This window comes from Erwinia sp. V71, from assembly GCF_965644245.1.
In the GTDB taxonomy this organism is placed as follows: Bacteria; Pseudomonadota; Gammaproteobacteria; order Enterobacterales; family Enterobacteriaceae; genus Erwinia.
The window spans coordinates 1-11,997 of record NZ_CBFFRK010000142.1; the positions used below are offsets into that span (position 1 = coordinate 1).

The 11,997-nt window shown below is 55.6% G+C and carries 11 protein-coding genes and 1 pseudogene; 9 read left to right on the top strand and 3 right to left on the bottom strand.

The features are described 5' to 3' along the window. A partial coding sequence (locus ACSZO1_RS19765) for a porin (protein ID WP_437615698.1) occupies nt 1–440 on the top strand: 440 nt, incomplete at its 5' end. A gap of 294 nt (nt 441–734) precedes the next feature. Here the strand turns inward: ACSZO1_RS19765 and pckA are convergent. After that, nucleotides 735–2,363, bottom strand: a complete 1,629-nt coding sequence (gene pckA, locus ACSZO1_RS19770) for a phosphoenolpyruvate carboxykinase (ATP) (protein ID WP_437615700.1) — start codon at nt 2,361–2,363, stop codon at nt 735–737. Nucleotides 2,364–2,537: 174 nt separating this feature from the next. On the opposite strand from pckA, the gene ACSZO1_RS19775 reads away from it, so the two are divergent. From ACSZO1_RS19775 to ACSZO1_RS19795, 5 genes are all read left to right on the top strand, one after another. Continuing rightward, complete coding sequence (locus tag ACSZO1_RS19775) at nt 2,538–3,431, top strand: LysR family transcriptional regulator (protein ID WP_437615702.1); 894 nt, start codon at nt 2,538–2,540, stop codon at nt 3,429–3,431. A 125-nt stretch (nt 3,432–3,556) separates the two neighbouring features. After that, the gene (locus ACSZO1_RS19780; protein ID WP_437615704.1) at nt 3,557–4,120 is read left to right on the top strand and encodes a peroxiredoxin; all 564 of its coding nucleotides are present in this window, start codon (nt 3,557–3,559) and stop codon (nt 4,118–4,120) included. Between the two features lie 41 nt (nt 4,121–4,161). Further along, nucleotides 4,162–5,394 carry a protein-disulfide reductase DsbD family protein gene (locus ACSZO1_RS19785; RefSeq protein ID WP_437615706.1) on the top strand — a complete coding sequence of 411 codons (1,233 nt, stop codon included), beginning with the start codon at nt 4,162–4,164 and terminating at the stop codon, nt 5,392–5,394. Nucleotides 5,395–5,436: 42 nt separating this feature from the next. Then, nucleotides 5,437–6,006 carry a sigma-70 family RNA polymerase sigma factor gene (locus ACSZO1_RS19790; RefSeq protein WP_437615708.1) on the top strand — a complete coding sequence of 190 codons (570 nt, stop codon included), beginning with the start codon at nt 5,437–5,439 and terminating at the stop codon, nt 6,004–6,006. Continuing rightward, nucleotides 5,993–6,646: an NrsF family protein gene (locus ACSZO1_RS19795; RefSeq protein WP_437615710.1), complete on the top strand. Its 654-nt coding sequence runs from the start codon at nt 5,993–5,995 to the stop codon at nt 6,644–6,646. The genes ACSZO1_RS19790 and ACSZO1_RS19795 overlap by 14 nt, the downstream gene beginning before the upstream one ends. On the opposite strand, the gene ACSZO1_RS19800 is transcribed toward ACSZO1_RS19795, so the two are convergent. Further along, on the bottom strand, nt 6,643–7,374 hold the full coding sequence (locus ACSZO1_RS19800; protein ID WP_437615712.1) for a GntR family transcriptional regulator: 732 nt from the start codon (nt 7,372–7,374) through the stop codon (nt 6,643–6,645). The genes ACSZO1_RS19795 and ACSZO1_RS19800 overlap by 4 nt on opposite strands. A gap of 104 nt (nt 7,375–7,478) precedes the next feature. On the opposite strand from ACSZO1_RS19800, the gene ACSZO1_RS19805 reads away from it, so the two are divergent. The 3 genes from ACSZO1_RS19805 (at nt 7,479) to ACSZO1_RS19815 (ending at nt 11,649) form a co-directional block, all read left to right on the top strand. Then, the gene (locus tag ACSZO1_RS19805; RefSeq protein WP_437615714.1) at nt 7,479–8,831 is read left to right on the top strand and encodes a class-II fumarase/aspartase family protein; all 1,353 of its coding nucleotides are present in this window, start codon (nt 7,479–7,481) and stop codon (nt 8,829–8,831) included. Nucleotides 8,832–8,895: 64 nt separating this feature from the next. After that, nucleotides 8,896–10,188, top strand: a complete 1,293-nt coding sequence (dctA, locus tag ACSZO1_RS19810; RefSeq protein ID WP_437615716.1) for a C4-dicarboxylate transporter DctA — start codon at nt 8,896–8,898, stop codon at nt 10,186–10,188. 276 nt (nt 10,189–10,464) lie between these two features. Next, entirely contained in the window at nt 10,465–11,649 is a 1,185-nt protein-coding gene (locus ACSZO1_RS19815; protein ID WP_437615718.1) for a pyridoxal phosphate-dependent aminotransferase, read from the top strand. A 241-nt stretch (nt 11,650–11,890) separates the two neighbouring features. Here ACSZO1_RS19815 and ACSZO1_RS19820 read toward each other — a convergent pair. Beyond that, nucleotides 11,891–11,997, bottom strand: a pseudogene (locus ACSZO1_RS19820) (IS30 family transposase); the annotation flags it as partial.

The following is an 11,997-nucleotide window of genomic DNA, read 5'->3' on the forward strand; positions in this document are numbered from 1 at the left end:
AGGATAGCTTATCGGTAGCTAACCGTCCCTCCATCCACATGACCAAGCGTTGCACTTATTATCTGAATTCGCGGTCAACCGGCTTTAAATATAATCCCGGCAAGTTTTATGCCGCGGTGAAATACGCACAGGGCTATAATATTACGCCAGTTAAGAACTACGGTTATGCCAATAAAACAGAAAACCTCGAACTCTATTCACGTTATGTCACGGACAGCGGTTTTGTCCCGGGAATAGGCTGGTTCCAGTCGCAGGGCAAAGAGATTGAGGGCTATGGTGATGTCTGGCTGGTGAAGTATCTGGATATCAATGTGGCGTACTTGTTTAATAAAAACTTCTCTGCCTATGCGGATTACAAAATTAACCAGCTGAGCAAAGAGACACCGTTTGGTATTTCCACTGATGATACGTTTGGCGTCGGCATGACATATCAGTTCTGATTCTCTGCAAAAAAAGCGCCACGATTGCGGTAATGCCGGTTACTTAAGCATTTTATCGTGCCCTGCGCAGCCTGACGGTTCCTGCGGTCTGGCTGGTCCTCGCGCCCTGGAGCCGCAGAGGTTGTGTCCCCCTCACCAGATGAGTTTTAGGTGCTGCCGGAGAGAAAAGCGCGGCATTATCGCTGGACGGTAAAAAAAAGAGGCCACAACGTTATCCGCTGCGGCCTTCTTCAAAAGCGTAACTGACAAGCATTACACTATTGTGGCGTTTTGTATTTCTGTATCTTGTTGCACTTAACCGCGGACAATCACCGGCCCCGCCGTGGCGATACGTGCGCCATCTTCGGTATCGGTATACTGGTTAAAGTTGCTGATAAACAGATCTGCCAGCTTCTCAGCCGCTTCCTGCCACTGTACAGGGGTATCCCAGCCATTGCGCGGGTCCAGCGTCGCGCTGTCAACACCCGGGATGCTTTCCGGCGTTGCCAGGCCAAACACCGGCAGTTTTTCTTCGCGCAGTGCACCAGTGGTCCCTTCGAGAATCGCGCTCACGATTCTGCGGGTATCTTTCAGTGACAGACGTTCACCCGCACCGTTCCAGCCGGTATTTACCAGCCACACTTCTGCACCGGTCGCCGCGATTTTTTCGGCCAGCACATTCGCGTACTGCGTTGGGTGCAGCAACAGGAACGCTGCGCCGTAGCAGGCGGAGAAGGTTGGCGTCGGCGCGGTAATACCACGCTCAGTACCGGCCAGCTTAGAGGTAAAGCCGGACAGGAAGTGGTATTTGGTCTGCTCAGTGGTCAGACGCGATACCGGAGGCAGCACGCCAAAACCGTCCGCCGCGAGGAAAATAATGCGCGAAGGATGGCCCGCACGGGAAACCGGGGTAACGATATTGTCGATATGGTTCAGCGGATAGGAAACACGGGTGTTTTCCGTTTTGCTGCCGTCGACATAATCCACGCTGCCATCAGCCAGCACCACCACGTTTTCCAGCAGCGCATTGCGGCGGATCGCATGATAGATTTCCGGCTCAGCCTGCTCTGTCAGGTTGATGGTTTTGGCATAGCAGCCGCCTTCAAAGTTGAACACGCCATCCGCATCCCAGCCATGCTCATCATCACCAATCAGCTGACGCTGTGGGTCAGTGGAAAGCGTGGTCTTACCGGTGCCAGACAGGCCGAAGAACAGCGCCACATCGCCCTGCTCACCGCGGTTTGCGGAGCAGTGCATAGAGGCAATGCCCTTCAGCGGCAGCAGGTAGTTCATCACCGAGAACAGCCCTTTCTTCATCTCACCGCCGTACCAGGTACCGCCGATCAGCTGAATGTTTTTCGTCAGGTTAAAGGCGACGAAGTTCTCGGAGTTCATGCCCTGCTGCTGCCAGTTCGGGTTGGTACAGCCTGCACCGTTGATCACGGTGAAATCCGGTGTAAAGCTGGCCAGTTCATCCTGCTGTGGCGCAATAAACATGTTTTTGACGAAGTGCGCCTGCCAGGCCACTTCCGTCACAAAACGCACCGCCAGGCGGGTGTCGGCGCTGGCACCACACCAGGCATCAATAATATACAGACGTTTTGCCGACAGCTGCTCAGACACCAGCGCCTGCAGGCTGTCCCACACTTCTGGTGACAGCGGTTTATTATCATTGCGGCCCAGGCCAGCGTCGGACCACCACAGGGTGTCGCGGGTCACGTCGTCACGGACGATATATTTGTCACGCGGAGAGCGGCCGGTGAATTCGCCGGTATCAACGGCAACTGCGCCGGAAGCGGTCATCACGCCGCGCGCTGCACCAGTCAGTTCCTCAGACGTTTCATGTGCAATCAGCAAATCATAATCGGGGTTATAGATAACCTCGCCGACATCCTTAATCCCGAGGCTAAGAAGGTGCTCTTTTACTGACTCAATATTAAACATGTGATACCTGACTTATGGATTCGTTAGTAATTGGTTAACCAGGGCATACTTTTGTTACGTATCGATGGCTGAAGCGTATACTAGCACCCGCTAACTGATGCGCTAATTGCATAATTTCTCTGCTCGATGCTAAAATTGCATAACAGTAGCCACGGCTGAACGGGGATAAAACAGGTGATCGGTAACCTTGAGACCAAATGGTTTTATGATGTGATTGCGCTGGAGGAGTACCGCAGTTTTACCCTGGCCGCGCAGAAACGAAATATCTCACAGTCCTCTTTCAGCCGCCGTATCCAGTCACTGGAAACCGCGCTCGGTTTCAGCGTATTTGATCGCAGCGTCAACCCATTGCAGCTCACCCCGCAGGGAAAAACCTTTGTCGGCTATGCACGCAATGTACTGGACGATATGGATTACCAGCTGAACCGCATTAAAGGGCTGGATAACTTCAAGCAAAGCATCCGAATCGATGCCGCCCCTTCGCTTTCCGTTATTTTGCTGCCTGAACTGATCGCCGATTATAAAGACAGCCACGATAAGGTCTTTTTTGTTGAATCGATTAACGTCAATGACGCGGTGTTCAACCTGAAAGAGGGCAAAAGTGACTTTATCCTGACGTTTTATAATGAGGAACTGATGAACTACCCGTTCATCAACCACAAGATTTTCGACTCCGCGCTGCATCTGGTCACCCCCTGTGATGAGGACGGCAAACCGCTGTTCAGCCTTAATGGCGACGTGCTGCCGCTGATGAAATATGCCAACAACAGTTATATGGGGCGTCAGGTAAATCAGGTGATCGACAGACGGCCGGATATTGTCTTTATGCTGCGTTTTGTCTCATCCATGAGTGAGCTGCTGAAACGCAGGATGCTGAATGGCGATGGCGTCGGCTGGCTGCCTGAATACTCGATTCAGCGTGAGTTAGAAGAAGGCAAACTGGCGATTATGGATGAAAGCCTGTCACTGAAAATCGGCGCTTATGTTTACCGTTCCGGCGCGCGACTGAATCAGTCTGCGGAACGCTTCTGGCGGCATATCCAGTCGCGTAATAACCGTAAAGAGTGACGACACAGGCGCACCCGTGAGTTTTCTGGCGCAACAACATTTTTTTCACACTACGCGAAACTTTCTGCTCCCTTCAGACGAACTATGATTAAGCGTTATTTCCTCTGACCCTGATGGAGCACAACATGAAAGCGATAAAAGACCTTTTCCTCAGCCTGACTTCCGCCCTGCTGCTCACTCTCGCGCTGCCTGCCTTGCACGCTCAGGCGGCACTCCCCGCGGGCAGCCAGGCACCCGCCTTTGAATTACAGGGGGCGCTGGCGGGAAAACCGCTCACCTTCTCATTGCAGGAAACCTTAAAGAAAGGCCCGGTGGTGCTCTACTTCTTCCCGGCGGCGTTCAGTAAAGGCTGTACCATTGAGGCGCATGCGTTTGCCGAAGCGACCGATGATTTCCGTAAACTGGGCGCGACCGTGATTGGCGTCACCGCCGGTAATACCGATCAGGTCGATGAGTTTTCGAAGCTGGAATGCCGCGATAAATTTGCTGTCGCTGCCGATCCGGGCGCGAAAGTCGCCGCCGAATACCAGACGCTGATGGAGATGAAAGGTAAAACGCTCTCTGACCGCACCTCTTTTGTTATTGCGCCAGATGGCAAAATCCTGCTGAGCTACACTGACAGAAACCCGGAAGCGCATATCCAGAAAACCATGGAAGCCGTGAAACACTACGCAGATTCACATTCGTGAAGTGCGTCAGCCCGTCACCTCACACCCACTGAGATCCTGTTATGCTGACTGCGATGCTGGCCGCCTTTATTGGCGGCATTATTCTCAACTTTATGCCCTGCGTGTTTCCGGTGATTTCGCTCAAACTGCTTGGCCTGCTGCGCCAGCCGCACAACAGCGCCAGCGCACGCAGCGAAGGGCTGGCCTTTTTGCTCGGGACAGTCGTGACGATGATGGTGCTGGCGGGGATCTTGCTCGCCGCCCGCGCCGGAGGCGCTGCCGTGGGCTGGGGCTTTCAGCTGCAGTCACCGCTGGTGATCGCAGCCCTTGCCCTGATAATGCTGCTGGCGGCGCTCAATCTGGCCGGGCTGTTTGAAGTCGGGCTTGCGGTTCAGCGCGCAGGCGAAATCTCCGTCGGCAAAGGCGCATTTATGCGTGCGGCGCTGACCGGTGCGCTATCGATTATCGTCGCGACCCCTTGTGCCGCGCCATTTATGGCAGGCGCGATCGGCTATGCGCTGGTGCAACCGCCCGCCGTGGCGATGGCGATTTTCTTCACGCTGGCGCTGGGATTTGCCGCGCCCTTCACGCTGGTGACACTGTTTCCGGCACTGGCAAAATGGCTGCCACGCCCCGGCGCGTGGATGAATACGCTAAAACACGGCCTGGCGTTTCCGATGTTTGGCGCATTCGCCTGGCTGGTCTGGGTGCTGGCACAACAGGCAGGAACCACCGCGCTGGCGGCCATTATGGCGGCAGCCGTGGTGATCAGCTTTGCCGCCTGGCTGTATGGCATGGCGCAGCGCCGCCGCTTTGGCGGAGGCCAGCACCACGCCCTGTTTTCCGTCACCGCCGCGCTGGTACTGGCGGTCATCATTCCGCTGCCGGAACTCATCAACAGCAGTGCGCCGCTGGCAGGTAGCCAGAGTGACAGTAGCGTGACGCGCATGACCTGGTCGCCGCAGAATATTGCCGATAATCGTGGTCACGGCAAGCCGATCTTTGTCGACTTCACGGCGTCCTGGTGCATCACCTGCCAGGTGAATGAAAAAACCTCGCTCTCCACCGCGGCAGTGAAACAGGCGCTGGCACGCACCGGCACGCTGTATATGGTGGCGGACTCCACTAAATTTAATGCCGATATTGATGATGCGATGAACGGGTTCGGCCAGGGCAGTCTGCCGCTGTATGTGGTGTACCCGGCTGACGGCAGTGAACCGAAAATTTTGCCGCAGGTGTTAACGCCGTCCATTGTGATCAATGCACTGAATGAGGCTGGCGGTAAAAAAACATGATGCGACTGCCGCGGGTGACCGACGCACAGGATAAGGCCGGGTATGGATAAAACAGCAGCACCGCGTGAACAGTGGCCTGCACTGATGGCACAGGCGCAGGCGGGCGATCAGCAGGCGTACACACGGCTGCTCACCGCGCTGGTGCCGGTGATCCGCTCACTGGTGCGCAAACAGATAACCGATGACGTGCTGACGGAAGATATTATTCAGGATGTGCTGCTGACCGTGCATCGTGTCCGTCACACCTATGATCCTGCCTGCCCTTTTTTACCCTGGCTGGTGGCGATTACCCATGCCCGCAGTGTCGATGCGCTGCGCTGGCGGGGCCGTCAGCGCCGCTGGGAAACAGAAGACAGCGATATCCTGCAATATGCGGCGGATTCATCCCGCACGGCCAGTGGCGAGCAGCAGGAGTCGCGGGAACAACTTGCACAATTTTTGGATCAACTGCCCGCGCGACAGCGAGAAATCGTTGAGCATGTTCATCTCCAGCAAATGAGCCTGGCAGAAGCGGCGCAGAAGAACAGTCTGTCGATAGCGGCGGTGAAGTCTTTACTGCATCGCGCATTGAATAACCTTCGCCGCTCAGGAGCACAACATGGCAAATCATGACGCCTTAATCGCCCAACTCAGCCGCTCCGTGCAGCCGGTAAAACGCCCCCTGTCCGCAGGCTGGCGCGCCATCAGCTGGCTGGCGCTGGCGTTACCCAGCGGGGCGGCAGCCAGTCTGTTGATGCAACGCACCCTGACCGACTGGTCACAACCCGGCGCAGGCTGGGTCATCATACAACTGGCCCTGACCTTTACCGCCGGGATGCTGGCCATCAGCAATGCGTTTCGCATGAGTATCGCCGGACGGCGCCCGCTGGGCTGGCAATGGTTTGTGCCACTGGTTCTCGCCTGGCTGGCAACCACATCGGTGACAATACAACCCGGCACCTCCCCGGCAGAGATCGCCGAAGGCACGCATTGCTATCTGTTTATGCTGGTCGTCAGCCTGCCGATGGTCGTGATTACCCTGGCTTACCTGCGGCGAACACGCACCCTGTTCCCGCTGCGCAGCCTGGCCGCGGCAGGCGCGGGTGTGGCCTGTATGGCACTGACGTTGCTGTCACTCTGTCATGCCAGCCACGTGAGTATGCATGACCTCATCATGCATACTGCCGCGACGCTCACCATTGTGGCGGCAACGATGTTGCTGGGGCGACGCTGGGTGTCACTGCGTCGTTTTTCCCCGGAGACCGGGCGTTAACCTTTATCCCGCGCCATCTGCATCACCAGCGTAAAGCGCTCACGCGGATGAACCGTAACCGACACCGCCATCATACCGGCATCCTGGTTGCGGTAGACGCGGGTGATTTGCAACGCAGGCTCGCCCGCCGGTGAATTCAGTGTTTCTGCCAGTACATCAGTCAGCAGCACCGCTTCCACCCGCTGCTCAATGGTGGTAATAATCTGACCAAACTCCGCTTCGATAATGGCGGCAATCAGCTCCCCTTTACGCGCTTTCGCCAGCGGGATCACTGCGGCGTATTCATCCGGCGAGTAGACATCCGTCCAGCACATCGGCTCGCCAGGGTGTTCGCTGTCCACTCTGACGCTGGATACCCGAAAGTATTTGCCGCCGGGCTGCAGGCCAAAGCGCTGTGCACGGGCGATATCCGCGACAAACTGTTCGACTTCTCTTACTTCGCGCTCCTGGGTTTGCGCCAGATGCGCCAGATCGGCGACAGACGCCAGCGCCTGCGAATAGCCTTTATGCCCGGTCACTGATTCCACGCGCGTGCCAACCCGTTTCTTGCGCGACACCAGTCCCTGCTCCTGCAGGCGGGCAATTGCCGCCCGCACCGTATGACGGCTGACCTGATACATCTCCGACAGTTCATGCTCGGTAGGCAGCAGCGATCCCACCGGATACTGGCCGCTGTTGATGGCATCTGAAAGCTGTCTGGCGAGCTGCAAATATCTAACAGAGATCATGTTTCTCACATTCCGTTAACGAATCGAATTGACTGCATGGCAACACCGCCTTAAATATGTACGAACATATTATTATGTCCGTACATATATCTCAGGAGTGCGTTATGTCCAGTACCGTATACGATTCCCTGCTGTTCCGGAATATGTTTGCCACAGAAAGAATGCGCGCCGTGTTCTCCGATAAGGCGCTGATTGAACGCTATATTGAGGCTGAAGTGGCGCTGGCGCAGGCCGAAGCGCGCTGCGGCGTGATCCCGGCCAGTGCCGCTGCCGACATCGCGGCGAAATCCCGCTATGAGGCGCTGGATCTCGACGAGATGAAACATCAGACCGAGATTGTCGGGTATCCGATTCTGCCGCTGGTCGAACAGCTTTCCGTGATTTGCGGTGAAGCGGGCCGTTACGTGCACTGGGGCGCGACCACGCAGGACATTATGGATACCGCCGTGGTGCTGCAAATCAGAGCGGCGCTCGATATTGTCGAACAGGACATCCGCAACGTCAGAAGTGTGCTGGCGAAGCTGGCTGCAGAGCATCGCGATACGCCAATGGCGGGTCGCACACATCTGCAACATGCGCTGCCGATCACCTTCGGTTATAAGTGCGCGGTGTGGCTGAGCATGTTCGATCGTCACGCGGAACGTCTGCAACAGCTGCGGCCACGGGTGGAAATCGGCCAGTTTGCTGGCGCAGCAGGCACTCTCGCCTCACTCGGCGATCACGGCCTGGCGGTGCAGGACGCGATGATGAAAGAACTCGGTCTCGGCGTGCCGCAGGCCACCTGGCATGTGGCGCGCGACGGCTTTGCCGAAACGCTGAATTTCCTTGGTCTGGTCACCGGCTCACTGGGCAAAGTGGCGCTGGATATCATGATGATGATGACCAGCGAACTGGGCGAAGCTTATGAACCGTTCGTGAAAGGCCGTGGCGCCAGCAGTACCATGCCGCAGAAACGTAACCCCATCTCCTGTGAAATCATCTACGCCGCCGCCAAAGGCGTGCGCCAGCATGCTGGTCTGATGCTGGACGCGATGATCCAGGACTTCGAACGTTCCACCGGGCCATGGCAGGCCGAGTGGGTCGCCATTCCGGAAGCCTTTATGCTGAGCAGCGCGGCGCTGGAACAGGCGGTGTATATGCTGAACGGTCTGGAGGTTAAACCGGACAATATGCGCAAAAACCTCGACATGACGCGCGGCCTGATTGTCGCGGAAGCGGTCATGATGGGGCTGGCGCCGTATCTGGGCCGTCAGACCGCGCACGATGTGGTGTATGACGCCTGCCGCGTTGCCAATACCGACAACATCTCCCTGCTCGATGCCCTGCTGGCGAATGATACCGTCACCGCCAAACTGTCGCGCCAGCAGCTGGCGGCACTGACCGAGCCGGGCAACTACACCGGACTGGCGCCGCAGATGGTCGACCGTGCACTGCGCGCATCCGGCAACATTCAGTAATTGATACTCAACAGGGCAGCCAGGCTGCCCGCTACCCTACACATTACAAAAAGAGATCAATGCTATGTCTACAGTCAAACCATTCTGGAAAGGGCTGACATTTCAGGTCCTCGCCGCCATGCTGCTCGGTATTGCGCTGGGTTTCGCCCTGCCTGAACTGGCGGTTAAATTTAAAATTCTTGGCGATATCTTCCTGAAACTGATCAAAACTGCCGTCGCGCCGCTGATCTTTTTCACCGTAGTGCACGGTATTGCCTCCGCCGGGGATATCAAAAAAGTCGGTAAAATTGGCGTCCGCGCGCTGATTTATTTTGAACTGGTTTCCACCCTCGCGCTGGTGCTCGGTCTCGGCTGGGCCAACCTGCTGGATATCGGCGCGGGCATGGGCAGCAGTGTCAGCGACGCCGCCACCTCGGCGGTCAATGCCACACTGGCGAAAGGCCATGCCCCGACCAGTACGCTGGAGTTTATCTATGGCATCTTCCCGGATAACTTTATCGGCGCATTTGCCGGTGGTCAGCTGCTGCAGGTGCTGGTGATTTCGGTTATTTTCGGCTTCGCGCTGCTGGCGTTAAATCATGACAAACGCCTCGTGATTGAAAACGGCATGAACCGCGTTTCCGAATGCTTCTTCGAATTTATTAACCTGATTATGCGCCTGGCGCCGCTGGGAGCCTTTGGTTCCGTCGCCTACGCCGTCGGCAGTAATGGCAGTGCCGTGCTGCTGTCACTGTTTAATCTGGTGATGATGTTCTACGTTGCCGTAGCGTTCTTTATCTTTGTGATCCTGGCCGCGATTTGCCGGGTGTCCGGTTTCAGCCTGATGCGTTTCCTCAAATACATTAAGGATGAGATCATTATCGTGCTGGGTACCGCCTCGTCCGAGAGCGCCCTGCCGCGCCTGCTGCAAAAACTGGAACGTTTTGGTTGTTCACGTCAAAGCGTGGGCCTGGTGCTGCCCACCGGTTATGCGTTTAACCTCGATGGCACCAGTATCTACATGTCGATGTGTACCCTGTTTATCGCTAACGCTTACGGCATTGATCTCAGCTGGCAGCAGCAACTGGGGATTCTTGCGGTGATGCTGGTGACCTCTAAAGGCGCAGCGGCAGTGTCAGGCGGCAGCTTTGTGGTCTTCGCCGCCACGGTCGCCACCGTCGGCCATTTACCGGTGGAAGGTCTGGCGCTGATTTTCGGTGTTTACCGCTTTATGTCGATGGCAATTGCCACCTGCAATACCATTGGCAACAGCGTCGCAACGGTGGTGGTATCGCGCTGGTGTGGTGAGTTTTCTGAAAATGAAGCCAGAAAGGAGTATAGCCGTACCTTTGGCCGCAGACCTGAAGCGTCACTGTAATCGCGCGCAACGCACCTGTGTTCCCGCTGCATCATGGTGATGCCAGTGCACAACAAGGGCGCAGACAGCAAACTGATTACCCACAAAATAAATAAACTTATCTGAATATTTTCTGATTTTTTATAGCGGATTGTTTTCCAGATAATCAGGTAACGGAAAGGGATTTCCGCACCATTTTAATTATCCTACAGCCAGTTACAGACAACACCTTTTCATCACCTGGCATACTTTATGCTTTAACTCCCCTGCCATTAGATAAAAAAGGAGAATGCTTTAATGGGCGAGTTAATGAATGACGAGCAAACGGTAAATCAGAAACGCAGATCTTTATTCAAACTGTCAGGCGTCTTACTGGGAAGCGCCGCCGTCACCAGCAGCTTAGTACCACGCGCTTTTGCTGCTTCCCCGGCCACCACGCCAGCGTTTTCTGCTCCCACCCGCGATAACCCCATCCGCATCAACTTCAATGAAAACCCGCTTGGTATGTCGCCAAAAGCGCAGGCCGCGGCCCGCGATGCAGTGGTCAAAGCCAATCGCTACGCCAAAGATGAGATTGTGCAGCTGGGACAAAAACTGGCCGATCATCATCAGGTCACCCTCAAATCGGTGCTGCTGACCGCCGGTTCCTCTGAGGGTATCCGTGCCGCGATTGAGGGCTGTGCCACGCTGGACACACAACTGGTGATCCCGGAATTAACCTATGGCGATGGCGAACATTTCGCGAAGATTGCCGGACTGAAAGTCACCAAAGTGAAGATGCTGAATAACTGGGCATTTGATATTCCGGCCATGAAAGCGGCTGTGGCTGACTACAACGGCCCGTCGCTGGTGTATCTGGTGAACCCCAATAATCCCACCGCCACCATTACTCCCGCCGACCTGATTGAGCCGTGGATCACCAGTAAACCGGCGAACACGATGTTTATCATCGATGAAGCCTATGCCGAGTTTGTTAACGATCCGCGCTTCCGTTCCGTCTCTCCGCTGCTGAGCCAGGGGATGGATAACATTATTCTGCTGAAGACCTTCTCGAAAATTCATGCCATGGCGGGGATGCGCGTTGGCTACGCGGTGGCGCATCCTGATGTGATTGCCCGCATGAACCGCGAAGTTGCGGGTGAGAAAATTAACTTCTGCGGTGTTGATGCCGCACTGGCGTCGATGGATGACGCTGCCTTTATCGCCTACAGCAAGAAAAGCAATGACCTGTCGCGCCAGATCCTGCTGAAAGTGCTCGATGAGCTGAAACTGCCTTATCTGCCGTCTGAAGGAAACTTTGTCTTCCACCAGCTGATTGTGCCGCTGAAGGACTATCAGAAACATATGGCGGACGCTGGTGTGCTGGTGGGACGCGCTTTCCCGCCGGCGGATAACTGGTGCCGTATTTCGCTGGGTACGCCAGAGGAGATGCAGTGGGTGGCCGATACGCTGCGCGAGTTCCGTAAGAAGAACTGGGTGTGAGTTATCCAGAAAGAGCGTATCGATTACGGACCAGCAAGTAATCACTGTTAAGACTTGCCTTTGAGACCTGCAAGAAATTAAGCCGGAGGGTGAACTCCGGCTTTCATTCGTCAGGCAGGATCGACCAGTGGAACTTCGCTTGTAGTCAGAATATTAGTCACAAACCTTGCAATCGTATTGTCATAAGAGAAGGTATCATTAGCCGGATTGTAACGGGCGGATTCAAGTTCGAAGTGCAACGCTAAGCCGCCTGTCTTAACTCTGCAAAGACCACTGAAGGCTGCCGGAACCCGAGGCATTTTCTTGGCCTGCTGTTCAGTGCTCCCTGATACTTGCGGAGCTCGTCAT

Excerpts from the sequence above, each read along its gene's own strand:
- ACSZO1_RS19780 (WP_437615704.1), top strand. The coding sequence starts at position 3,557 with ATGAAAGCGATAAAAGACCTTTTCCTCAGCCTGACTTCCGCCCTGCTG.
- ACSZO1_RS19800 (WP_437615712.1), bottom strand. The coding sequence starts at position 7,374 with ATGATCTCTGTTAGATATTTGCAGCTCGCCAGACAGCTTTCAGATGCC.
- pckA (WP_437615700.1), bottom strand. The coding sequence starts at position 2,363 with ATGTTTAATATTGAGTCAGTAAAAGAGCACCTTCTTAGCCTCGGGATT.
- ACSZO1_RS19805 (WP_437615714.1), top strand. The coding sequence starts at position 7,479 with ATGTCCAGTACCGTATACGATTCCCTGCTGTTCCGGAATATGTTTGCC.
- dctA (WP_437615716.1), top strand. The coding sequence starts at position 8,896 with ATGTCTACAGTCAAACCATTCTGGAAAGGGCTGACATTTCAGGTCCTC.
- ACSZO1_RS19790 (WP_437615708.1), top strand. The coding sequence starts at position 5,437 with ATGGATAAAACAGCAGCACCGCGTGAACAGTGGCCTGCACTGATGGCA.
- ACSZO1_RS19815 (WP_437615718.1), top strand. The coding sequence starts at position 10,465 with ATGGGCGAGTTAATGAATGACGAGCAAACGGTAAATCAGAAACGCAGA.
- ACSZO1_RS19785 (WP_437615706.1), top strand. The coding sequence starts at position 4,162 with ATGCTGACTGCGATGCTGGCCGCCTTTATTGGCGGCATTATTCTCAAC.
- ACSZO1_RS19795 (WP_437615710.1), top strand. The coding sequence starts at position 5,993 with ATGGCAAATCATGACGCCTTAATCGCCCAACTCAGCCGCTCCGTGCAG.